The 23,048-nt window shown below is 61.1% G+C and carries 22 protein-coding genes; 9 read left to right on the top strand and 13 right to left on the bottom strand.

The window, feature by feature from the left end:
• Positions 1 to 8 precede the first annotated feature (8 nt).
• Entirely contained in the window at positions 9 to 980 is a 972-nt protein-coding gene (locus tag ACMGGN_RS22390) for a CobW family GTP-binding protein (RefSeq protein ID WP_414156306.1), read from the top strand.
• Here the strand turns inward: ACMGGN_RS22390 and ACMGGN_RS22395 are convergent, their stop codons facing one another.
• The gene (locus tag ACMGGN_RS22395) at positions 981 to 1,373 is read right to left on the bottom strand and encodes a DUF3301 domain-containing protein (RefSeq protein WP_012316888.1); all 393 of its coding nucleotides are present in this window, start codon (positions 1,371 to 1,373) and stop codon (positions 981 to 983) included.
• A 120-nt stretch (positions 1,374 to 1,493) separates the two neighbouring features.
• Between ACMGGN_RS22395 and pdxY the strand changes: the two genes are divergently transcribed.
• On the top strand, positions 1,494 to 2,366 hold the full coding sequence (gene pdxY, locus ACMGGN_RS22400; RefSeq protein ID WP_414156307.1) for a pyridoxal kinase PdxY: 873 nt from the start codon (positions 1,494 to 1,496) through the stop codon (positions 2,364 to 2,366).
• Here the strand turns inward: pdxY and ACMGGN_RS22405 are convergent.
• Positions 2,363 to 2,848, bottom strand: coding sequence for an acyl-CoA thioesterase (locus ACMGGN_RS22405; RefSeq protein ID WP_012316886.1), 486 nt, complete (start codon positions 2,846 to 2,848; stop codon positions 2,363 to 2,365). The two genes, pdxY and ACMGGN_RS22405, sit on opposite strands and share 4 nt — an antisense overlap.
• 321 nt (positions 2,849 to 3,169) lie before the next feature.
• Between ACMGGN_RS22405 and ACMGGN_RS22410 the strand changes: the two genes are divergently transcribed.
• Positions 3,170 to 4,930 (top strand): cation:proton antiporter, encoded by a 1,761-nt coding sequence (locus ACMGGN_RS22410; RefSeq protein WP_046786760.1) that lies wholly within the window; start codon positions 3,170 to 3,172, stop codon positions 4,928 to 4,930.
• Positions 4,931 to 5,026: 96 nt separating this feature from the next.
• On the opposite strand, the gene ACMGGN_RS22415 is transcribed toward ACMGGN_RS22410, so the two are convergent.
• From ACMGGN_RS22415 to zwf, 4 genes are all read right to left on the bottom strand, one after another.
• Positions 5,027 to 5,434, bottom strand: coding sequence for an SMI1/KNR4 family protein (locus ACMGGN_RS22415; RefSeq protein WP_046786759.1), 408 nt, complete (start codon positions 5,432 to 5,434; stop codon positions 5,027 to 5,029).
• Between the two features lie 114 nt (positions 5,435 to 5,548).
• Positions 5,549 to 6,403, bottom strand: coding sequence for a Tim44 domain-containing protein (locus ACMGGN_RS22420; protein ID WP_012316883.1), 855 nt, complete (start codon positions 6,401 to 6,403; stop codon positions 5,549 to 5,551).
• A 120-nt stretch (positions 6,404 to 6,523) separates the two neighbouring features.
• Positions 6,524 to 8,713 (bottom strand): DNA helicase II, encoded by a 2,190-nt coding sequence (gene uvrD / locus ACMGGN_RS22425; protein WP_115273184.1) that lies wholly within the window; start codon positions 8,711 to 8,713, stop codon positions 6,524 to 6,526.
• A gap of 97 nt (positions 8,714 to 8,810) precedes the next feature.
• Positions 8,811 to 10,253 carry a glucose-6-phosphate dehydrogenase gene (zwf, locus tag ACMGGN_RS22430; protein WP_046786757.1) on the bottom strand — a complete coding sequence of 481 codons (1,443 nt, stop codon included), beginning with the start codon at positions 10,251 to 10,253 and terminating at the stop codon, positions 8,811 to 8,813.
• A gap of 103 nt (positions 10,254 to 10,356) precedes the next feature.
• Here zwf and hexR point away from each other — a divergent pair, with 103 nt between their 5' ends.
• A complete protein-coding gene (gene hexR, locus ACMGGN_RS22435) occupies positions 10,357 to 11,223 on the top strand; it encodes a transcriptional regulator HexR (protein ID WP_012316879.1) in 867 nt (288 codons plus the stop codon).
• 113 nt (positions 11,224 to 11,336) lie between these two features.
• On the top strand, positions 11,337 to 11,555 hold the full coding sequence (locus ACMGGN_RS22440; protein WP_080952139.1) for a PA3496 family putative envelope integrity protein: 219 nt from the start codon (positions 11,337 to 11,339) through the stop codon (positions 11,553 to 11,555).
• Here ACMGGN_RS22440 and ACMGGN_RS22445 read toward each other — a convergent pair.
• Positions 11,497 to 12,444, bottom strand: coding sequence for a LysR family transcriptional regulator (locus ACMGGN_RS22445; RefSeq protein WP_187306338.1), 948 nt, complete (start codon positions 12,442 to 12,444; stop codon positions 11,497 to 11,499). The two genes, ACMGGN_RS22440 and ACMGGN_RS22445, sit on opposite strands and share 59 nt — an antisense overlap.
• 205 nt (positions 12,445 to 12,649) lie before the next feature.
• On the opposite strand from ACMGGN_RS22445, the gene ACMGGN_RS22450 reads away from it, so the two are divergent.
• Together ACMGGN_RS22450 and oadA are read left to right on the top strand one after the other, a co-directional pair.
• Positions 12,650 to 14,065: an acetyl-CoA carboxylase biotin carboxylase subunit gene (locus ACMGGN_RS22450; RefSeq protein ID WP_046786755.1), complete on the top strand. Its 1,416-nt coding sequence runs from the start codon at positions 12,650 to 12,652 to the stop codon at positions 14,063 to 14,065.
• A gap of 98 nt (positions 14,066 to 14,163) precedes the next feature.
• The gene (oadA, locus tag ACMGGN_RS22455) at positions 14,164 to 15,972 is read left to right on the top strand and encodes a sodium-extruding oxaloacetate decarboxylase subunit alpha (RefSeq protein WP_046786754.1); all 1,809 of its coding nucleotides are present in this window, start codon (positions 14,164 to 14,166) and stop codon (positions 15,970 to 15,972) included.
• 124 nt (positions 15,973 to 16,096) lie between these two features.
• On the opposite strand, the gene ACMGGN_RS22460 is transcribed toward oadA, so the two are convergent.
• Positions 16,097 to 16,918: an amino acid ABC transporter permease gene (locus ACMGGN_RS22460; RefSeq protein WP_237859656.1), complete on the bottom strand. Its 822-nt coding sequence runs from the start codon at positions 16,916 to 16,918 to the stop codon at positions 16,097 to 16,099.
• A complete protein-coding gene (locus tag ACMGGN_RS22465) occupies positions 16,915 to 17,736 on the bottom strand; it encodes an ABC transporter substrate-binding protein (protein ID WP_039604255.1) in 822 nt (273 codons plus the stop codon). The genes ACMGGN_RS22460 and ACMGGN_RS22465 overlap by 4 nt, the downstream gene beginning before the upstream one ends.
• Before the next feature lie 106 nt (positions 17,737 to 17,842).
• On the opposite strand from ACMGGN_RS22465, the gene ACMGGN_RS22470 reads away from it, so the two are divergent.
• Positions 17,843 to 18,742 (top strand): homocysteine S-methyltransferase family protein, encoded by a 900-nt coding sequence (locus ACMGGN_RS22470; protein WP_046786752.1) that lies wholly within the window; start codon positions 17,843 to 17,845, stop codon positions 18,740 to 18,742.
• A 3-nt stretch (positions 18,743 to 18,745) separates the two neighbouring features.
• Here ACMGGN_RS22470 and ACMGGN_RS22475 read toward each other — a convergent pair whose 3' ends face one another.
• From ACMGGN_RS22475 to ACMGGN_RS22485, 3 genes are read right to left on the bottom strand one after another with little or no spacing between them, the layout of a single operon-like run.
• Entirely contained in the window at positions 18,746 to 19,420 is a 675-nt protein-coding gene (locus ACMGGN_RS22475; protein ID WP_174142389.1) for a GNAT family N-acetyltransferase, read from the bottom strand.
• Positions 19,421 to 19,434: 14 nt separating this feature from the next.
• A complete protein-coding gene (locus tag ACMGGN_RS22480; RefSeq protein ID WP_281869714.1) occupies positions 19,435 to 19,881 on the bottom strand; it encodes a GNAT family N-acetyltransferase in 447 nt (148 codons plus the stop codon).
• A 12-nt stretch (positions 19,882 to 19,893) separates the two neighbouring features.
• Complete coding sequence (locus ACMGGN_RS22485) at positions 19,894 to 20,523, bottom strand: FMN-binding negative transcriptional regulator (RefSeq protein ID WP_414156308.1); 630 nt, start codon at positions 20,521 to 20,523, stop codon at positions 19,894 to 19,896.
• A gap of 89 nt (positions 20,524 to 20,612) precedes the next feature.
• Between ACMGGN_RS22485 and ACMGGN_RS22490 the strand changes: the two genes are divergently transcribed.
• Positions 20,613 to 22,139, top strand: a complete 1,527-nt coding sequence (locus tag ACMGGN_RS22490; RefSeq protein ID WP_115273179.1) for a PLP-dependent aminotransferase family protein — start codon at positions 20,613 to 20,615, stop codon at positions 22,137 to 22,139.
• Positions 22,140 to 22,234: 95 nt separating this feature from the next.
• Here ACMGGN_RS22490 and ACMGGN_RS22495 read toward each other — a convergent pair whose 3' ends face one another.
• Positions 22,235 to 23,005: a MetQ/NlpA family ABC transporter substrate-binding protein gene (locus ACMGGN_RS22495; RefSeq protein WP_012316868.1), complete on the bottom strand. Its 771-nt coding sequence runs from the start codon at positions 23,003 to 23,005 to the stop codon at positions 22,235 to 22,237.
• Positions 23,006 to 23,048: the final 43 nt, after the last annotated feature.

Here is a 23,048-nt window from a genome sequence, read left to right on the forward strand (position 1 = left end):
GTAAACGCATGCTGCAGAACATTCCTACCCACGTCATCGCTGGCCCCTTGGGTGCAGGCAAGACCAGCCTCATCCGTCAGCTTATGGCTCAGCGCCCGGCCGGCGAGCGTTGGGCCGTACTGGTCAATGAGTTTGGCCAGATCGGCCTGGATGCGGCCCTGCTCAGCCGTGATGAAGATGGGGTTGCCATTGCCGAAGTGGCGGGTGGATGCCTGTGCTGCGTCAATGGCACTCCGTTTCAGGTCGGGCTGGGGCGCCTGTTGCGCAAGGTGCGGCCCGACCGGCTGTTCATTGAACCTTCGGGTCTTGGTCACCCCTTGCAGTTACTGGCTCAACTGAATCAGGCCCCCTGGGTTGGAGTGCTGACGCTGCAGCCGATGGTCATGGTTGTGGATGCTCAAGCGCTAGCGCGAGGTGAGCCGTTACCTGATGCGCAACAGCAGGCCCTGGCAGCCGCGGCGCTGGTCGTTTTCAATAAGAGCGAGGCTGTTGATGAAAATAGTAGGTTGTTGATAAATAAGGAATTTGCAGCGAAACAGGGCGTTTGGACAGAGCAGGGGCTGTTAGCAGTTTCCAGACTTCCTTATTCATCCACAGCCGCCGTGAGCGATGCTGCTGTGGATAAAAGGGTTGTGGACAATCACCAAGCGGCCGCAGGCGCCCTGTGGATAGACCCACGTCAGCCAATCTGTCATGCACAGCAAGGTGAGGGCGGCTGGAGTGTCGGCTGGCGCTGGCACCCAAGCCAGCAATTCGATCCACAGGCTCTGCGTGGCTTGCTTGACTCTCACTCATGGCGTCGGGCCAAAGGTGTTATCCACAGCCCGCAGGGGTGGCAGTCTTTCAACGGCCTTGACGGCAATTTGCCGGCTTGGCAGCCGAGTGACTGGCGCAAGGACACGCGCATTGAGCTTATTTTCGACCAGCCCCAACCCCTTCAAGCGCTGCAGGCTGCGCTGGAGGCTTGCCGGGTGGTGTGATCAGTTGTGCCAGCGATTGTGTTCCTGGCGCCATTGCTTCATCTCGATCACGTTGTCGGCCCGTGGCGGCGTATTGATCTCGAACGGGTAGGGCGCCAGCTCGATCTGCACGCTATGAGCGCCAAACTGAGTCACCGTGCCCGGGTGGCGTTGTTCGCCGGTGACAGTGAACTCGAAGGCATACACGCGGGCCAGGCGCTTTCTGCCGTTGGCATCGCGCAGGAATGCGATGCGCTTGAGCGCGACGGCATCGTCGAGCAGCTCCAGATCCAGCTTGGCACAATGCTGTTTGACCCGTTCCAAGGCTTTCTCGCGCAGCCCGTGGTTGTGCCATAACCAAGCGCCTGCCGTGGCCACCAGCATCAGGACGAAGAGATTCTCCAGGGTCAACATTTGCGTATGCTCCAAACAGGTCGATCCAGCTTAACTGCGTCCCTGGTCTGTCGTACAGGTGGCAATCGAGTTCATACTGCGCGACGCACAATCCTTGAAACAGCTTTGGAAAACGCCCGCATGAAACGCACTCCGCACCTGCTCGCCATTCAGTCCCACGTGGTGTTCGGCCACGCCGGCAACAGCGCCGCGGTGTTCCCCATGCAGCGTATCGGGGTCAATGTCTGGCCGCTCAATACCGTGCAGTTCTCCAACCACACTCAGTATGGCCAGTGGGCGGGCGAAGTGCTTGCTCCAGCGCAAATTCCTGCGTTGGTGGAAGGTATTTCCAACATTGGCGAACTGGGGCATTGCGATGCCGTGCTCTCGGGCTATCTGGGTAGCGCCGAGCAGGGGCGGGCGATATTGGCAGGTGTAGAGCGGATCAAGGCGGTCAACCCGAAGGCGCTGTACCTGTGCGACCCGGTCATGGGGCATGCGGAGAAGGGCTGCATCGTGCCCCAGGAGGTGAGCGAGTTCCTGCTGGACGATGCGGTTGCCCAGGCTGACATCCTGTGCCCCAACCAGCTGGAGCTGGACAGTTTTTGTGGCCGGCGCGCGCAAAGCCTGGAAGATTGCATGGACATGGCTCGCGGCCTGCTCGAGCGTGGCCCGCAGGTTGTGCTGGTCAAGCACCTGGCCTACCCGGGGCGTTGCGAAGACATGTTTGAAATGTTGCTGGTCACCCATGACCACAGCTGGCACTTGCGCCGCCCGCTGCTGGCATTCCCTCGCCAGCCGGTCGGGGTAGGGGACTTGACCTCAGGGCTGTTCCTGGCCCGGGTGCTGTTGGGCGACAGCTGGGTGCAAGCCTTCGAATACACCGCGGCAGCTGTGCATGAGGTGCTGCTGGAAACCCAGGCCTGCGCCAGCTACGAACTGCAGTTGGTGCGCGCTCAGGACCGCATCGCTCATCCGCGGGTACGCTTCGAGGCGCAGCCCCTGGCGTTTTAAAGGGCGTCGGTCTTCAGGTCCTGGTAACGCTTTTCCAGCTCCTGACGGATCTGCCGGCGTTGCTGGCCCTGCAGGAAACGGCGCTTTTCTTCACTGGACTGCGGCTGACGCGCAGGGACCGGGACCGGGCGGCGGTTGTCGTCGACCGCGACCATGGTGAAAAAGCAGCTGTTGGAATGCCGCACCGAGCGTTCGCGAATGTTCTCGGTCACCACCTTGATGCCCACCTCCATGGAGGTATTGCCGGTGTAGTTGACCGAGGCCAGGAACGTCACCAGTTCGCCCACGTGCACCGGCTCGCGGAAAATCACCTGATCGACCGACAGGGTTACCACATAGCTGCCGGCATAGCGGCTAGCGCAGGCATACGCCACTTCATCGAGATACTTGAGCAAGGTGCCGCCATGTACGTTGCCAGAAAAGTTGGCCATGTCCGGGGTCATCAGGACGGTCATGCTCAGCTGGGCGTTTCCAGGTTCCATAGTGTGCTCACGGTGAGGTTGCGCTGAATCGGGGCGGGTATCTGCTGACACTTTCTGTTTCCCCTCTTGAAGTTTGCCTTCCTGATACGGGACGCTGACAGACGCTCCGTCGTCACGCCGATCATGCCATCAGGGGCCGTTGCTCGGCCGATCTGTTTCTACATATTGCGTCGGCAATATGCGGCGGGGTGCGATGTTAACCTGAGTACGCCCATGCAACATGGGCCTTCCTGCATTCAATACAGTATGTACTTGCTGCTCGCTCGGGTTTTCCTTGGCAGAGGAGCGGTTTGCCCGGGCAACGAAAAGGAGTATCGCGCCATGCATGCCATCAGCTTCATCCAGGATCTGGCAGTGATCATGCTGGTCGCCGGGGTAGTGACCATTCTGTTTCATCGCTTCAAGCAGCCAGTAGTGCTGGGCTACATCGTTGCCGGTTTCATCATCGGCCCGCACACCCCGCCGTTCGGCCTGATTCACGATGAAGACACCATCAAGACCCTCGCTGAGCTGGGGGTGATCTTCCTGATGTTCTGCCTGGGCCTTGAGTTCAGCCTGCGCAAGCTGTTCAAGGTGGGGGCCACGGCGTTCATTGCAGCGTTTCTGGAAATCGTCCTGATGATCTGGATCGGTTTCGAGATCGGCCGCTGGTTTGGCTGGAGCACCATGGACTCGCTGTTCCTCGGTGCGATCCTGGCGATTTCCTCGACCACCATCATCGTCAAGGCACTCAACGACCTGAAGATGAAAAACGAGCGTTTTGCTCAGCTGATCTTCGGCGTGCTGATCGTCGAGGACATTCTCGGCATCGGCATCATAGCCCTGCTATCGGGGATTGCGGTCAGCGGTACGGTCAGTTCCGGTGAGGTCTTTTCCACGGTCGGCAAGCTGTCACTGTTCATGATCGTGGCGCTGGTCATCGGCATTTTGCTGGTGCCGCGACTGCTGGCCTACGTGGCGAAATTCGAAAGCAACGAGATGCTGCTGATCACCGTCCTGGGCCTGTGCTTCGGCTTCTGCCTGCTGGTGGTCAAACTCGAGTACAGCATGGTGCTGGGGGCTTTCCTGATCGGTGCGATCATGGCCGAATCCCGCCAGTTGCTGAAGATCGAACGGCTGATCGAGCCGGTACGTGACTTGTTCAGCGCCATATTCTTCGTCGCCATTGGCTTGATGATCGACCCGAACGTGCTGCTCGACTACGCCTGGCCGATTGTGGTGATCACCGTAGCGGTGGTGCTGGGCAAAATGCTGTCCTGCGGCATGGGTGCATTCATTGCCGGCAACGACGGCCGTACCTCGCTGCGCGTGGGCATGGGGCTGTCACAGATCGGCGAGTTCTCTTTCATCATTGCGGCCTTGGGCATGACGCTGCAGGTTACCAGTGACTTCCTCTACCCGGTTGCGGTGGCTGTTTCGGCCATCACCACGTTGCTCACGCCCTATCTCATCCGCGCTGCGGACCCGCTGTCGCTGAAGCTGGGCAAGGTGATGCCGAGCCGGCTGTCGCGCGTGCTGTCGCTGTATGGCGAATGGCTGCGCAGTATCCAGCCGCAGGGTGAAAGCGCGATGCTGGCCGCGATGATCCGGCGCATCCTGCTGCAGGTGGGTGTCAACCTGGCGCTGGTGATCGCGATTTTCTTCAGCGGCGGCTATTTCGCTGTACGTATCGGTACTTGGCTCAGTGAATGGGTGAGCGATGTCAGCCAGCAAAAGGCGATAATCTGGGGCGCGGCGCTGTTGTTGTCGCTGCCCTTCCTTATCGCTGCCTATCGCAAGCTCAAAGCGTTGTCGATGCTGTTGGCGGAGATGGGTGTCAAACCGGAAATGGCAGGGCGCCATACCCAGCGCGTTCGCCGTGTAGTGGCCGAAGTGATCCCGCTGCTGTCACTGCTGGTCATCTTCCTGCTGCTGTCGGCGTTGTCGGCAAGCATCCTGCCGACCAACGAATTGCTGCTGATCATCGCCGTGGTGGCCGCGATAGTGGTGGCGGTGCTGTGGCGCTGGTTCATCCGCGTGCATTCGCGGATGCAGATCGCCCTGCTGGAGACGCTGGAAAACAGCCGGGAAAACACGCACTGAGCGGGAGGGTCTCTGCGCTGGATTCCACCATTGTGGGAGTGGACGGTGCGGTAACGATGTCGCCAGGCCCTTAAAGCCTGGCGACCGTGCAAGTCATCAGCTTTCCAGCCAGACGTCCCGTGCCCAGTGCCAGACCGATTCCCAGCTGTCTTCACCAACCCCTTCCTCGTCGGCATCCCACAACACCACCGTGCCGTCTTCCTCGACGCAGTAGAAATTGTCGCCGTCCTGGCACAGCGGGATCAGGTCACGCGGTACTCCAGCATCCCAGGCATTGGCGGCCACGTCGGGCAGGTAGGTATGTGACTGGGGATCGGTGACGGTGACCGGCTCCAGGGAGCCGTACACCACGTCGCTGACGGTCAAGAGGAATTCTTTGAATACGAACGGAATGTTGATGAACAGTTGTTCCTCGATCTCGACCAGTTGGTCCTCGTCGGGAAGCTCCAGGGGCACCGGTACCGGTTCATTGGCTTCACGGAGTTGTTCGATCACTTCTTCCACGGTTCATTTCCTCCAACCTTGATGACATCGCTGCGCGTTATACCCTAGTAGGGCGGTCTGGCAAAAGCAAAAACCCCGGGGCTAGCCCGGGGTTTTTTGTGCAACGTGCGACGGTTAACCGTTTTGGCGGATACCGGCGACCAGCCAAGGCTGGTTCTCGCCCGGGGCACGAACCATGTGCCAGCTTTCGCTGAAAGGTTCGCCCTGGTCGAAGCGCGAGGTCTTCGACACGCCACGGAAGGTCAGGGTGGCGTCGGTGCGGTCGGCACGATCGTCGACACCGTCCAGTTGCACATCGAGGTTATCGATGTAGGTAGCCTGGAAACCATCACCCAGATCAGCACGCTCACGCTTGAGGAACTCGAGCATCTGCGGGGTGACGAACTCGGCGATCTTGTCCATCTCGTTGGCATCCCAGTGCTGCTGCAGCGACTGGAAGTGGCTACGGGCTGCGGCCAGGAAGCTCTGCTCGTTGAACCAGGCCGGGGCGTTGATGACCGGCGCGGCTGGCGCTGCAGGTGCAGCCGAACCACCGAAGATCGACGGCTGGGCAGGCTGGCCGTGGGCTTCACGCTGGAACGGTGCGTGGCCCGGAGCGGCCATCTGCGGCTGCTGCTGGCGGCGCCGTGCGGCGATGAAGCGGAACACCAGGAACGCGATCAGGGCGACGATCAGGAAGTCCATGATCTGTAGGCCCTCGAAGCCGTCACCCATGAACATGGACGCCAGCAGGCCACCGGCGGCGAGGCCGGCCAGTGGGCCCAGCCAGCGCGAAGCACCGCTGGCGGCGGCCGGTGCACGGCCAGGAGCGGTCGGTGCAGCGGCGGGCGTGGTTGGCGTAGCCTGGCGGGTCTGGTGGATAGGCGCGGAGCCCGAGCTCTTGCCGCCGCCGAAGCGCTTGGCGTTGGCGTCCAGGCTCAGCGTCAGGCCGACGCAAAGCGCCAGTGCGATGCTAAGAAAACGTTGCATAAATGGGATTTCCCCTGTTGTGGATTGCACGCGCGTCATGTTGCACAGGTTCCTGTGCACATGACCAGCGACATAATGTTTCCAGCTTTTGCCTAAATATTTCAGCGCGCCCCACAGGCTTCAGATAGCTTCGAGCTTGGCATAGCCAAGCATCAGCCACTTGCTGCCTTCGGCAAAGTTCACCTGCACACGCGCCTGTGCGCCGGAACCCTCGAAGTTGAGGATCACGCCTTCACCGAATACCGAATGCTGTACCCGCTGGCCCAGATTGAAAGCGGTCTGCGGAATGTTGGCATTGGCGAACAGGCTGCTGGCGCTGGTGCTCTTGGCGCCGCCGAACGGGCGGCTGACGCTGTTCGAAAGACGCACTTCCTGAACCAGGCCAGGCGGAATTTCACGTACGAATCGTGACACCTTGTTGTAGGTCTCACTGCCATACAGGCGACGCGTTTCGGCATAGGTCATGAATAGCTGGCGCATGGCGCGGGTAATGCCCACGTACGCCAGGCGGCGCTCTTCTTCCAGGCGGCCTGGCTCTTCCAGGCTCATCTTGTGCGGGAACAGGCCTTCTTCCATGCCTACCAGGAAGACGTAGGGGAATTCCAGGCCCTTGGCGCTGTGCAACGTCATCAGCTGAATGCTGTCTTCGTGCTCGTCAGCCTGGGCCTCTCCGGCTTCAAGCGAAGCATGGCCGAGGAAGGCCGACAGCGGCGAAAGGTCGGCGTCATCGTCAGTGGTTTCGAAGTTGCGAGCGGCGCTGACCAGTTCCTCAAGGTTTTCTACCCGTGCCTGGCCCTTTTCACCCTTTTCTTCCTGGTGATAGATGATCAGGCCGGACTGCTCGATGACCGTCTGCGTCATGGTATGCAGGGGCATGTCCGCGACTTTGCCAGCCAGGCTTTCGATCAGCTCGATGAAAGCGCCCAATGCACTGGCGGCCCGGCCTTTGAGTGCCTTGGCTGCCAGCAACTGGCACATGGCGCCCCACATCGACAACTGACCGTGGCGCGCATGTTCGCGGATGGCCTCGACGGTTTTTTCACCGATGCCACGCGGCGGCACATTGATCACCCGTTCGAGCGCGGCGTCGTTGCCACGGCCTTCCATCAAGCGCAGGTAAGCCATGGCGTTCTTGATCTCGGCGCGCTCGAAGAAGCGCTGCCCACCATAGATGCGGTAGGGGATGCGCTCGCGCAGCAGCGCTTCTTCCAGCACGCGCGACTGGGCATTGGAGCGATAAAGAATGGCGATGTCGCTGCGCGAATTGCCTTGCTTGATCAGGCTCTCGATGGTCTCGACCACGTAGCGCGCTTCGTCATGCTCGTTGTAAGCCGCATAAAGGGTCAGAGGCTCGCCTTCGCCCAGGTCGGTCCACAGCTCTTTGCCCAGGCGCCCGCTGTTGTTTGCGATCAGCGCGTTGGCGGCTTTGAGGATGCCGCCGGTGGAGCGGTAGTTCTGCTCCAGGCGGATCATCTCGGCATCAGGGAAGTCAGCCGTGTACTGGTGAATGTTTTCAATCTTGGCGCCGCGCCAGCCGTAAATCGACTGGTCGTCGTCGCCCACGGCCATCAGGCTGCCGCCGCCCTTGCCAGCCAGCAGGCGCAGCCAGGCGTACTGCACGGCGTTGGTGTCCTGGAACTCGTCCACCAGCAGGTGACGGAAGCGCCGCTGGTAGTGTTCGAGCAGGCCCGGGTGGTCGCGCCACAGGTCCAGGGCCCGCAGCAGGAGCTCGGAGAAGTCGATCACCCCGGCGCGTTCGCAGGCCTGCTCGTAGGCCACGTAGATGCTGCGCATGGTCCCCAGGAACAGGTCGCCACCGGGCTGGATATGCTGTGGGCGCAGGCCTTCGTCCTTCTGCCCATTGATGAACCACTGGGCCTGGCGCGCGGGCCAGCGCTGCTCATCGAGGCCAAGCTCACGGATCACCCGCTTGACCAGGCGCTGCTGATCATCACTGTCGAGGATCTGGAAGTTCTGCACCAGACGGGCTTCCTGCCAGTGAGCGCGCAACAACCGATGCGCCAGGCCGTGGAAGGTGCCCACCCACATGCCGGCCGGGTTGATGCCCAGCAATTGCTCGATGCGCTGGCGCATCTCGGCGGCGGCCTTGTTGGTGAAGGTCACCGACAGGATCGAGTGCGGCGAGGCCTGTTCGACCTGGATCAGCCAGGCGATGCGGTGCACCAGCACGCGGGTTTTACCGGAACCGGCGCCAGCAAGCACCAGCTGACGCCCGAGCGTGGCCGCGACGGCCTGGCGTTGGGCATCGTTGAGGGAGTTCAGCAGGAGGGAGAGGTCATCTGTGTGCATCCGCCCATTCTAGGGGCAGGCCGGTTACGGGGCAAACGCCTACTGTATAAATATTCACCCTGCCGCGCCGCCGCCCATCGTTGCGTGGCGTACCTCTTCAGCCATGCCAGTGCCTGCCGTGCCTGGCCAACAGGCTGTTGGCCTGGTCGGGGCCATTGCTGCCGGCCGCATAATGGCGGGGGGCCTGAAAATGCTCCTCCCAACCCTTGATGATCGGGTCGACCCAAGCCCAGGCGGCTTCCACCTCGTCACGCCGCATGAACAGCGTCGAATCACCTTCCAGCACGTCCAGCAGCAGGCGTTCATAGGCTTCCCAGCGACGCGTCTGGCCGAACACCTGCGCCAGGTTGAGGTCAAGGTCCACCGGCTCCAGGCGCATGCCTTTGCCGGGGCTTTTGGTCATCATGCGCAAGCTGATGCGCTCGTCGGGCTGTAGCCGGATCAACAGCTGGTTGACCTGGCCACCGTTGAACAGCTCGTGGGGGACGGGCTTGAACTGGATGACGATCTGCGACGAGCGTCGTGCCATGCGTTTGCCGGTGCGCAGATAGAAAGGCACGCCAGCCCAGCGCCAATTGTCGATGTGGGCGTGGACGGCGACGAAGGTTTCGGTGTCGCTGTCATTGTCCACGTCCTTCTCGAAGTAGTAGGCGGGCACTTCCTGGCCGCCGATGTGCCCGGCACCGTACTGACCGCGCACGGTCTTGTCCTGAACGTCCTGGCCGGTGATTGGCTTGAGGGCGCGCAGAATCTTGACCTTCTCGTCGCGTACCGCCTCGGCCTCGAACTGCGCAGGCGGCTCCATGGCTACCAGGCACAGCAGCTGCAGCAGGTGGTTCTGCAGCATGTCGCGGGTGGCCCCGGACCGATCGTAGTAGCCGCCCCGGTTTTCTACACCGAGGGTTTCACAGACGCTGATCTGCACATGATCGACCTGCCCGTTGCGCCACACCGGTTCAAGCAGCGCATTGGCGAAACGCAGAGCCATGAGGTTCTGCACGGTCTCCTTGCCCAGGTAGTGGTCGATGCGAAACACCTGAGATTCCTCGAACACCGCGCCGATCGCTTCGTTGATGGCGGTGGCCGACTCCAGCGAATGGCCAATCGGCTTTTCCAGCACGATACGCGCCTCATGGTCGGCCAGGCCCGCCACCCGTAGGTGGTTGGCAATCGGCACGAACAGATTGGGCGCGGTGGCCAGGTAATAGATGCGGGTCAGCCCGCCAGGCTCGCCGAGGTAGCGCGCCAGGCGCCCGAAGTCGGCACTTTGCGCGGCGTCCATGGGAAAGTAGTCCAGGCGTGCGCAAAAGCGTTGCCACACTTCTTCGTCGAAATCACTCCGGGCGATCTGCACTCGGCAATGGCGTTCGGCGAGCTTCAGGTACTCATTGCGCGACAGGTTGCGCCGGGCCAGGGCAATGATGCGCACGGCAATGTTCAGGCGTGCCTCGCGATACAGGTGATAGAGCGCCGGCAGCAGTTTGTGCAGGGCCAGATCGCCAGTGCCGCCGAACACCAGAATGTCGCAAGGAATAGTCAAACCACCACTCTCCACGTTCGTTTAACTGGGCGGGTTGGCGTCCATGTAGTATAACTACAAGAAAGCTACATCCCGGCCAGCCGATCATAACCGAGTCCAGCCCGTGAATCTGTTGCAACATATCGCCCAATCGCGCCACCTGCTGCGCAAATCGGAACTGAAAGTGGCCGACCACGTGCTGCTGGACCCGGCTGCCGTCATGCACAGCTCGATGGCGGACCTTGCACACAGCGTGGGTATCAGCGAGCCGACCATCGTGCGGTTCTGCCGGGCGATCGGCTGTTCAGGTTTTCAGGACCTCAAGCTCAAGCTGGCGCAGAGCCTGGCTGCCGGCGCCAGCTTCGGGCAGTTCGCCATCCATGAGGACGACTCGGTTGCCGATTACAGCCTGAAGATTTTCGACACTACCTTGCACACCCTGATGGAAGTGCGCGAGCACCTTGACCCGCACGCGTTGCAACAGGCGGTGAGTGCCATGGCGCAGGCGCAACGTGTGGAGTTCTATGGCTTTGGTGCATCCGGCGCGGTTGCTGCAGACGCGCAGCACAAGTTTTTCCGCCTGTTGCTCAGTGCCGCCGCGTACTCCGACCCGCACATGCAGGCCATGTCGGCGGTCACCCTCAAGCCAGGCGACGTGGCGGTATGCATTTCCCAGTCCGGGCGCTCCAAGGACCTTTTGATCACCGCCAACCTGGTGCGTGAGAGCGGCGCCAACCTGATCACCCTGTGCCCCAGCCAGACCCCACTGGCCGAGCTTTCGACCGTCAACCTGGCGATCGATGTGCACGAAGACACTGAAATCTACACCCCGCTGACCTCGCGTATCGCCCACCTGGTAGTGATCGATGTGCTGGCCATGGGCGTGGCCATGGCCCGTGGGCCGAGCCTGGTCAATCACCTCAAGAGTGTGAAGCGCAGCTTGCGCAGCCTGCGGTTGTCGCCCAAGTCGATCAAGGCGATGGATGACTGATAGGCAATTGCGGAAGAATCTGCAAATTTCATCGATTTGTCACCAATCCTCAGCAAAACGGTAAAGCGCTCGAGCCAGTCTGAAACTCCCCGCACTCGATCAGGGAGACAGGCATGGCTCGTGATTTCGATGGCTCTTACCTACCTAGCGCCAAGGCTCGCAAACAGCAGGAAAAAGATCAGCGCCGCATGGAGTACCGCCGTGCGATCGAAAGCTACTGCGACCAACGTCAACTGCTGCGCGACCTTGCAGACTACCCGGAGCTGCAAGCCCTCACGGTGTGGCAGACTTCAGCGGCAGCTTCCCCGAAAAGCGCTCAACAAGCGCGCTGATCAGCGCACGTTCGCTGCGAATGAAAGCCAGAAAGGCCAAGGCTACCGGTGACTGCCGCTTGGCCTTGGCCTGCACCACACACCAGCTGCGGTACAGCGGTAGTTCCTCCACTGGCAATTCCTTGAGCACGCCCATGGCCAGCTCCATGTTCACTGCATGGCGGGTCAGCAGGGCGACACCAAGGCCGGCGATGACGCATTCGCGCTGGGCATCGGCCGACGCTACCTCCAGCGTCTGGGTGAAGTGCACACGCTTGTCCTTGAAGTACTCCTCGCAGGCTTTGCGCGTCCCTGAGCCCTGTTCACGGACCAGCAGTGTATGAGGCTCCAGGTCCTGCAGGCGCAACTGCTCCAGTTTGCACAACGCATGGTCCGGCGGCGCCACGGCGATGATCGGGTTGTTGAGAAACGGCAGGAACTCCAGGCCCATGTCCTGCGGCACCATGGACATGATGATCAGGTCGTCGCGGTTGTCGGAAAGGCGCCGAATCGCCTGGGCGCGGTTGACCACGGTAAGGGTCAGGTTGACCTCCGGGTGACGTTGCTTGAAGGCGGCGAACAGGTGTGGGACGAAGTATTTGGCGCTGGATTCGATCGCCAGTTTCAGTTGCCCTTGCAGTGAGCCCTGCATGTCGGAAAGCTGCATGTCGAGGCTTTCCAGGCGCCCGAAGATGTCCCGGCTGGCGCGCTGCAGCGCCTCGGCGGCTTCGGTCAGGTAAAGCTTCTTGCCGACGTATTCGAACAGCGGCTGCCCTACCAGCTCTTCCAGCTGACGAATTTGTAGACTAACGGCGGGTTGCGTCAGCGCCATCTCCTCGGCGGCGCGGCTGTATGAGCGCAAATCGCACACCTCATTGAAGACCTGCAACTGACGCAAAGTCATACGCATCAAGGACTTACGCATTTTTATTCTAAGCTCCGGTAAAACCTTGTTACCTAACTATAAGCTTTTGCTAATACAGCCTCTAACAAATATTGATTTTTGTTTATCGACCTACAGCGCTAGGGTGAATGTGCGACTGGCCAGCGACGCTTGGTCACGCGCCGACCGGTAGAACCGGCTCGACTGTTCCTACGGCTTTGGGAAGACTCCAGTGATAAAAAAAATCCTGATCGCCAACCGGGGTGAAATCGCAGTCCGCATCGTGCGTGCCTGCGCCGAGATGGGCATTCGCTCTGTCGCGATCTATTCCGACGCCGACCGTCACGCCTTGCACGTCAAGCGCGCTGACGAGGCCTACAGCATTGGTGCCGAGCCGCTGGCTGGTTACCTGAACCCGCGCAAGCTGGTGAATCTTGCTGTGGAAACCGGCTGTGATGCCCTGCACCCGGGCTACGGGTTCCTGTCGGAAAACGCGGAGCTGGCAGAGATCTGCGCCGAGCGCGGTATCAAGTTCATCGGCCCGGCCGCCGACGTCATTCGCCGCATGGGCGACAAGACCGAAGCGCGCCGCACCATGATTCAGGCCGGCGTGCCCGTTACCCCAGGCACCGAAGGCAACGTTGCCGACATCCACGAAGCCCTGAGCGAAGGCGAGCGTATCGGTTACCCAGTGATGCTCAAGGCCACCTCCGGCGGTGGCGGCCGGGGCATTCGCCGGTGCAACAGCCGTGAAGAGCTGGAGCAGAACTTCCCCCGCGTCATCTCCGAAGCTACCAAGGCCTTCGGTTCAGCGGAAGTGTTCCTGGAAAAGTGCATCGTCAACCCCAAGCACATCGAGGCGCAGATCCTGGGCGACAGCTTCGGCAATGTGGTGCACCTGTTCGAGCGTGACTGCTCGATCCAGCGCCGCAACCAGAAGCTCATCGAAATTGCCCCAAGCCCCCAGCTCACCCCCGAACAGCGTGCCTACATCGGTGACCTGGCGGTCCGGGCAGCCAAGGCTGTGAACTACGAGAACGCCGGTACTGTGGAGTTCCTGCTCGCCGATGGCGAGGTGTACTTCATGGAAATGAACACCCGCGTGCAGGTCGAGCACACCATCACCGAAGAAATCACCGGTATCGACGTGGTCCGCGAGCAGATCCGCATCGCCTCGGGCCTGCCGCTGTCGGTCAAGCAGGAAGATATTCAGCACCGCGGCTACGCGTTGCAGTTCCGCATCAACGCCGAAGACCCGAAGAACAACTTCCTGCCCAGTTTCGGCAAGATCACCCGTTACTACGCCCCTGGCGGCCCGGGTGTGCGCACCGATACAGCGATCTACACCGGTTACACCATCCCACCGTTCTATGACTCCATGTGCCTGAAACTGGTGGTGTGGGCGTTGACCTGGGAAGAAGCCATGGACCGTGGCCTGCGGGCCCTGGACGACATGCGCGTGCAAGGGGTGAAGACCACCGCCGCGTACTACCAGGAAATCCTGCGCAATCCGGAATTCCGTAGCGGCCAGTTCAACACCAGCTTCGTCGAAAGCCACCCTGAACTGACCAACTACTCGATCAAGCGCAAACCCGAAGAGCTGGCCCTGGCCATCGCCGCCGCCATCGCCGCCCACGCAGGCCTATGAATGCAGCTGCAAGCTGTGAGCGACCCGCTGCAAGTTGAAGCGAATCGGCTTTTTCTTGCGGCTCGTAGCTTCAAGCTTGTCGCCATGAGGAGATAAGAATGTCCAAGAAGATCTTTGTTACCGACACAATCCTGCGTGACGCCCACCAGTCCCTGCTGGCTACCCGCATGCGGACCGAAGACATGCTGCCGATCTGCGACAAGCTCGACAAGGTCGGCTACTGGTCGCTGGAAGTGTGGGGCGGCGCCACTTTCGATGCTTGCGTGCGCTTTCTCAAGGAAGACCCGTGGGAGCGCCTGCGCAAACTGCGCAATGCGCTGCCCAATACCCGCCTGCAGATGCTTCTGCGCGGGCAGAACCTGCTGGGCTACCGCCACTACAGCGATGACGTGGTCAAGGCGTTCGTCGCCAAGGCGGCGGTCAACGGTATCGACGTGTTCCGCATCTTCGACGCAATGAACGACGTGCGTAACCTGCGCGTGGCCATCGAGGCGGTGAAGGCTGCCGGTAAGCACGCCCAAGGCACCATCGCTTACACCACCAGCCCGGTGCATACCATCGAAGCCTTCGTGAACCAGGCCAAACAGATGGAAGCCATGGGTTGCGACTCGGTGGCGATCAAGGACATGGCTGGCCTTTTGACCCCGTATGCCACCGGCGAGCTGGTCAAGGCGCTGAAGGCCGAGCAGTCGCTGCCGGTGTTCATCCACTCCCATGACACCGCCGGCCTGGCCGCCATGTGCCAGCTCAAGGCTGTGGAAAACGGTGCTGACCATATCGACACCGCCATCTCGAGCTTCGCCTGGGGGACCAGCCACCCGGGTACCGAATCGATGGTTGCCGCGCTCAAGGGCAGCGAGTTCGACACCGGTCTGGACCTGGAACTGCTGCAGGAAATCGGCCTGTACTTCTATGCCGTGCGCAAGAAGTACCACCAGTTCGAAAGCGAGTTCACTGCGGTGGACACCCGCGTGCAGGTCAACCAGGTGCCAGGCGGGATGATTTCCAACCTTGCCAACCAGCTCAAGGAGCAGGGCGCACTCAACCGCATGAACGAAGTGCTGGCCGAGATCCCGCGGGTGCGAGAAGACCTTGGCTTCCCACCTCTGGTGACCCCGACCTCGCAGATCGTCGGTACCCAGGCGTTCTTCAACGTACTGGCCGGCGAACGCTACAAGACCATCACCAACGAAGTGAAGCTGTACCTGCAAGGCGGTTACGGCAAGGCGCCTGGCGTGGTCAACGAGCAACTGCGCCGCCAGGCGATCGGCAGCGAAGACGTAATCGATGTACGCCCGGCCGATCTTCTCAAGCCGGAAATGGCCAAACTGCGTGCCGACATCGGCGCCTTGGCGCACAGCGAGGAAGATGTGCTTACCTTCGCCATGTTCCCGGACATTGGCCGTAAGTTCCTCGAAGAGCGTGAAGCCGGCACCCTGACCCCTGAAGCGCTGCTGCCGATCCCGGAAGCCGGTGCGGTCGCCGCCCCGGGGGGTGAAGGTGTGCCGACCGAGTTCGTCATCGATGTGCACGGTGAAACCTACCGCGTCGACATCACCGGCGTGGGCGTCAAGGCCGAAGGCAAGCGCCACTTCTACCTGTCGATCGACGGCATGCCGGAAGAAGTAGTGTTCGAGCCCCTCAACGAGTTTGTCGGCGGCGGCAGCAGCAAGCGCAAGCAGGCCAGCGCGCCAGGCCACGTCAGCACTACCATGCCGGGCAACATCGTCGATGTGCTGGTCAAGGAAGGCGACACAGTCAAGGCCGGCCAGGCAGTGCTGATCACCGAAGCGATGAAGATGGAAACCGAAGTGCAGGCGGCCATCGCCGGTAAGGTCGTTGCCATCCACGTGGCCAAGGGCGATCGCGTGACGCCGGGTGAGATCCTGATCGAGATCGAGGGCTGACATAAGCCCTCATCTACAAGCGGTTAACCTCTGGGGAGCGGATGCTCCCCTTTTTTTGGGTGGTTGTCAGGCCCCTTGCGATGCGGGCGGCGCTAGCTCAAATACCCCCTCGGTTGCGCTGGACCTAGCGCTGATAGCCCTTGCCAAAATGCCGCTCCAGCCTGGCCTGGGCCAGTTCGAGCAGGATCGACAGCACCCAGTAGATCACTGCAGCTGTCGTCAGCATCTCCAGGTAGCGATAGCTTGAGCGCCCATACGACTGGGCCAGGAACATCACTTCCCAGACACCCATCACCGAAATCAGCGACGAGTCCTTGAGCATCGAGATGAACTGGTTGGCGCTCGGCGGGATGATGGTGCGCATGGCCTGGGGCAGGGTGATGTGCCAGAAGATCGCCACCGGGCGCATGCCCAGGGCGAGCGCTGCCTGGCGCTGGCCCACGGCAACGCCAATGATGCCGGCTCGGAAGATTTCGCTCAGGTAAGCGCCATAGTTTAGCGACAGGGCGATGATGCCCGCTGCGATTGCACCTGGCACCAGGCCTACTTGGGGCAAGCCGAGGTAGATCAACAGGATCTGGATCAGCAGCGGCGTGCCGCGGAAGAACGAGGTGTAGAAGCTGGCCACGCCGAACAGCAGGGCACTCTTCGACAACCGTGCCAAGGCGGCGGCAAAGCCCAACAGCACCGACACCACCATAGAGCACAAGCACAGGAACAGGGTCAGCGCAGCGCCCTGCAGGAAGCCATTGGGGCCCAGCTTGAAGCCTGCCAGGTTGGGGAACTTCTCGACGATGATCGAGAATTTCAGATCAAAGCTGAGAAAGAAACCCACGAACAGCAACAGCAGTACCAGCCACGTCAGGTACAGACGGGTGCGAAAGCCGAACAGGCGTGAACCCGTCGCGGAGGCGACGGGCTTGGGTGCAGGTTGATGGGCGCTCATTTACTGATGTCGGCGCCGATCCACTTCTGCGACAGCTTGGCCAGCGTGCCATCGGCCTTCAGCTCGGCGAACACTTGCCGCAGCTTGGCGTCCCACTCTGGATCGCCTTTCTCGATGGCGACTGAGTTGGGCTCTTCGTAAAGCGGCGCGCCTGCCAGTTTGAAGCGCTTGTCCTGGGCCAGGCGTGGCTGCGCGGTCACCAAGTTGGTCAGGATCGCATCCAGGCGCACGCCTGCACCCAGGCCGAGGTCCTGGAAGGCGACGTTGTCGGTGTCATAGGGGGCAATCTGGACGAAGTCGAAGGGGTACTCGATCTTCTTGTCTTCCGCGCCTTCGATAACCAGGTTCTTGTTCAGGTAGCTCTCATAGCTGGAGGCGCTGGTCAGGCCGACCTTGAGGCCGTCGAGGTCCTTGGCCGTGTGAATCCGCTCATCCTTGGCGTTGACCACGATCACCGCAGGCGAGGCGTAGTACTCCACCGGGAAGTCGAACACCTCGGCGCGGGCCTTGCTTGGCGTCATCGAACAGATGCACAGGTCGTAGCGACCACTCCAGCGGCCCGCAGCAATGACATCCCAGGAGGGTGTTTCCAGTCGCAGCTTTACGCCGAGCTTGGCCGCGACCGCCTTGGCCACATCGACGTCAAAACCATCGAGCTGGTTCTGTTCATTGAGGAAGGAGAACGGCGGGTAGCTCTCCATCAGTACGTTGACGACTTCCTTGCGCGACTCGACGCGGTCCAGTGTGGCACCGGCAAAGGCTGCAGAGGTGGCGCTCAGGGCCAGAAGGCCTGCGCAAATCAAGGAAGGCAAACGCATGAAGACACCTGGAAAAAGTTGTTAAAAAATCAGATTTCGATATTTAATAGTTATAAGTTTAAAGCCACCAGTGAATATTATTCATATCAATATAAGCGGAAGTTATATGGGCGATCGGACGTTGGAAATTCTTGATGGCGGTATGGGTCGGGAGCTGCAGCGCCGAGGCGCGCCGTTCCGCCAGCCGGAGTGGTCGGCACTTGCACTGAGCGAAGCGCCGGAAGCCGTAGTGGCGGTGCATGCGGCCTATATCGAAGCCGGTGCTGGGGTGATCACCAGCAACAGTTATGCAGTGGTGCCGTTCCATATTGGTGAAGACCGCTTCGCTGATGAAGGCTTCGCCTTGGCCGCCACCGCTGGTCAGCTGGCACGTACTGCGGCGGATGCCAGCCCACGGCCAGTGCGAGTCGCTGGCTCATTGCCTCCGCTGTTCGGCTCCTACCGCCCTGACCTGTTCGAGCCACAGCGCGTGTCCGAGGTATTGCTCCCACTGGTGGTGGGGCTGGCACCGTATGTCGATCTGTGGCTGGCCGAAACCCAGAGTGCGATCGCAGAAGTGCAGGCAATTGCCGGCCAGTTGCCAGCAGATGGCAAGCCGTTGTGGGTATCGTTCACCTTGCAGGATGAAGAGGTCGGCGACGTACCGCAGCTGCGTTCTGGTGAAAGTGTGACCGCAGCTGCCGAAGCAGTAGCAACGCTGGGCGTCAAAGCCATGCTGTTCAACTGCAGCCAGCCGGAAGTGATCGGTGCTGCCATCGACGCTGCGCGCGAAGTGTTCGAGCGCCTGGGTGTGGATATCGCCATCGGAGCCTACGCTAACGCCTTCCCGCCGCAACCCAAGGACGCCACCGCCAACGATGGCCTGGATGAGCTGCGCGAAGACCTCGACCCGCCGGGTTACCTGAGCTGGGCCCAAGACTGGCGCCAGCGCGGCGCCAGCTTGCTCGGCGGATGCTGTGGCATCGGGCCAGAGCACATCGCGGAGCTCAAGCGTAACCTGAGCTGAGCCTCAGCCCTGCTCCCGGCAGGCTTCCAGCGTTTTCGACTGACCCTCGTGGCGCTGGTTGTCGGCACTCAGCCAGCGCTCGAAAGCGGCCGCCACTGCAGGCCACTCTTCATCTGTAATCGAGTACCAGGCCGTGTCGCGGTTCTGGCCCTTGATCACCATGTGATTGCGGAACACACCCTCGTAGATGAAGCCAAAGCGCTCCGCTGCGCGCTTGGAGCGGGCATTGGCGTTGTTGCACTTCCATTCCAGTCGGCGATTACCCAGTTCAAAACCGAGCTTGCCCAGCAGGTATACCGCTTCGGTGCCCTTGGGGGTGCGTTGCATGGCTGCGCCGAAGGCAATATGGCCGATCTCGATGCGACCGTGGGCAGGCACCATCGACATCAGGCTCAGAATGCCTTGTACCTGGCCGCTGCTGCGGTCGATGACGCTGTAAAACAGCGGATCGCGGCTGGCGGCATTGTCTGCAAGCCATTGATCGAACGGACCGCGCTCGGCAAACGGGCCATAGGGCAGGTAGTCCCACAGTGCTGGATCGCAGTGCGGACCTTGCAGCACCTCCCAGAGATCGTCCGCATGACGCGCCGGATCAAGCTTCTCCAGGCGGATGAAACGCCCTTCAAGGGGCTCGGCCTGGGGCAGGGCCGCAGGTTGCCAGTTATTGGGTTGACTCATGCGTTGCTCCCGTCTCACAGCGTTTGGCGAAATTGGATGAAGCCGGGTCGCTCGGCGACCTGCTCGTACAAGCCGATGGCGGTAGCGTTGGTTTCATGTGTCAGCCAGTGCACCTTGCAACAGCCGGCCGCTTTGGCACTGGCCCTGACCAGTTCGATCAGTTGCCGGCCAACGCCCAGGCCGCGCTGCTTACCGTCAACGTACAGGTCCTGCAGGTAGCAGGCGTTGGCAATGCTCCAGTTGGTTCGATGATAGATCCAGTTGACCATGCCTACCGCCTTGCCATCGATCCAGGCCAGCGCCGAGTGGGTTGGCTCCTGCGAGTCGAGGATGCGTTGCCATGTCACGGCGCTGACTTCATCGGCCAGTTCGGTTTGATAAAAGCGTAGGTAGGCCTGCCACAGGGGCAGCCACGCGGCGTGGTCGTTGGCGCTGACGGGGCGCAGGATGACGTGGGGCATGGGGCTGTTCCTTCAGGGCGTGCGCATCTGCGCCGCCAGTTGATTGTTTAGCTGATCGGTACTGCTGGCCAACCCTTGGCGTACGCCTTCGATGTCCTGCGTTGAGCGGTTCTGGCTGAGTTTGCGTGCCCCCTGCAGACGTGCGATGGGCAGACGGAAGCCGACGATGGCGCGGAGCATGCCTTCGATGTAATCGCTGGGTGCATCGGCGACCTTCCATGGGGCGCTGCGTCCTTGCTCGTGCAGGTCGGTCAGGCGGCTGACGATATCCAGCAGGTCGGGGCCGCCCTGCACCACTTCAGCGACGCCGTAGGCATGCACCGCCAAGTAGTTCCAGGTGGGCACAACCTTGGGGTTGTCGAGCTTGCTCGGGTAGTAGCCGGGGCTGACATAAGCGTCAGGGCCGGCGAAAACCAACAAGGCTTCTACACCTTGCTCCAAGGCCAGCCACTGATGGTTGGCACGGGCCAGATGCCCGTAAACGGTGCCCAAGTCACCTTCGCTGGTATCGATCAACACGGGTATGTGACTGGCCAGCAGACCTTGCTCGCCGTGGGTGACAAGCAGGGCCAGGCGGGTTTCCCGCATCTGTTGATGCAGGCGCTCAAGGTTGTGTTCCTGGTGCGGTTTGCTGTTGTACATGGGCGGATCCTTGTCGATTGGCTTCATCGTAGGCAGGCTATTGGTTCAGGTTAAGAGCCATTGATGATGATTTTGATAGGTCCAATGCGATGAGCGAGCGCCCTTTGGTATTGCCATTCGATCCCGCCGGGATCCTCCTCGATCAACGCCGAGGGTTGAGTCAGCAGCTCTATCAAGCGCTGCGCGCTCGCGTGCTGGATGGGCGCTTGAGCAGCGGCACGCGCCTGCCGTCGACACGAGACCTGGCGGGCATGCTCGCGCTCTCGCGCAACAGCGTGGTGCGTGCCTATGACCAACTGTATGCCGAAGGCTACATAGAAAGCCGGGTTGGAGATGGCACCTATGTTTGCCATCTGCCGAAACTATCCACACAACTGTCCACAGGGTTATCCCATGGCTTATCAACAGGGTTATCCACAAAATGCTCAGAAAGCACTGATGATTTATCCAGATGTGGGCGTTCCAGTGAGCGTTTGGAGCGTCTGAAAAGTAACCATCTGCCATTCCCAAAAGTTGGCCCGCCGCGGGCGTTTCGGGTAGGTGTTCCGGCCTTCGATCTGTTCCCCTTTGAGGTCTGGGCCAAGCTGCATGCGGGCTTCTGGCGAAATCCCGATCCAGCGCAGCTTGGCTATGGCGACCCGGCGGGCGAGCCGTTACTGCGTGAATTGATCGCTGCGTATCTACGTCGGTCGAGGGGGATGTCGTGCACGGCTGGACAAATTGTGATCACCAGTGGTGCGCAGGAGGCAATAAGTCTTTGTGCACAGTTGTTGTTGCAGCCCGGGGATGAGGTGGCTGTGGAAAACCCCGGGTATCGTGCAGCCGGGCATGCGTTTGCAGTAGCGGGCGGGCGGGTGAGGGGTGTGCCGGTAGATGAAGAGGGCCTCGACTGCGCCAGGCTTGCCCTCGCTGGCGACTGTCGCTTGGTTTACGTCACCCCGGCGCACCAGTACCCGACGGGGGTGACCATGAGCCTGGCCCGGCGCTTGGCGTTGCTGGCCTGGGCCGAGCGCCAGGATGGCTGGATCATCGAAGATGACTATGACGGCGAGTACCGTTACAACGGAGCACCGCTGGCGCCGTTGGCGGCTTTGGACCGGCAAGGGCGGGTGCTGTACGTCGGTACCTTTGGCAAGATCGCTTTCCCAGCGCTGCGCCTTGGCTATTTGGTATTGCCGGCGCGGTTGGTGCAGGCTTTCAGCCAGGGCAGGGCGCTGGCAGTGCGGCATTCCGAGGTGGGAACCCAGTGCGTGATGGCCGAGTTCATGGCCCAGGGGCACTTTCAGCGGCATATACGCCGCATGCGCCGTGCGGCGTTGAGCCGGCGCAATGTGCTGAAGGCAGGGTGGCCTGTGGGCGTGCCAGGGCTTGCGGGGATGCCGGATGTGGCAGCGGGGCTGCATGTGAAAGTCGATGTGGATAACTTTACACGCGAGCAGGAACTGGTGGCCAAGGCCGAGGCGGTGGGAGTGGAAGTGAATCCGCTCAGCAGTTACTGGCTTGAGGACAGCGAGGTGCCTGTGGATAAACGCGCGGGGTTGGTGCTTGGGTTTGCGGCGGTGCCAGAGGGAGAGATTGCTGAGGCGTTGATGCGCTTGCGCAAGGCTTGGAGGTAGGGGGGCCTGGTGTCGCCAAAGGCCTGCAAAGCAGGCCGACGGTTTTTGCATGCCGATGAAATCCTGGGGCCGCAAAGCGGCCCGGGGATTTCTGATCAGAACGCCGGCACTACAGCGCCTTTGTACTTCTCGGTGATGAACTGCTTCACCTCAGGCGAATGCAGCGCAGCCGCCAGTTTCTTCATGTCTTGCGAGTCCTTGTTGTCCGGGCGGGCAACAAGGATGTTCACGTACGGTGAGTCGCTGCCTTCAATGGCCAGCGCGTCTTTTTCCGGGTTCAGTTTGGCTTCCAGCGCGTAGTTGGTGTTGATCAGGGCAGCATCGACCTGGGTCAGTACACGCGGGATGGTGGCCGCTTCGAGCTCACGGAACTTCACGTTCTTCGGGTTCGCGACAACGTCCTTCACGGTCGACAGGATATTGCTGTTGTCCTTGAGCTTGATCACGCCGGCCTTGTCCAGCAGCAGCAAGGCACGGCCGCCGTTGGTGGCGTCGTTGGGGATGACCACGGTGGCACCGGAAGGCAGTTCGTCGAGCTTCTTGATCTTGGCCGAGTAGACGCCCAGCGGCTCGATGTGCACGCCGGCAACGCTGACCAGGTTGGTGCCCTTGGCCTTGTTGAACTCATCCAGGTACGGCTGGTGCTGGAAGAAGTTGGCATCAAGGCGCTTCTCTGCGACTTGTACGTTCGGCTGGATATAGTCGGTGAACTCTTTCACCTTCAGGTTTACACCCTCTTTTTCCAGCTGCGGTTTGACGAAGTTGAGAATTTCGGCGTGCGGCACCGGGGTGGCGGCGACAGTCAGGTCACCGGCGTGGGCCGAGAACGCCGCGACAGCGGCAGCGACAGCAAGCAGCTTCTTCATGAATCACTCCTTGTGAGGGCCGCGACGGCCCCCGAACGGGTCG

Origin of the sequence: Pseudomonas sp. BNK-30, from assembly GCF_047456185.1 — a bacterium.
GTDB lineage: Bacteria > Pseudomonadota > Gammaproteobacteria > Pseudomonadales > Pseudomonadaceae > Aquipseudomonas > Aquipseudomonas putida_E.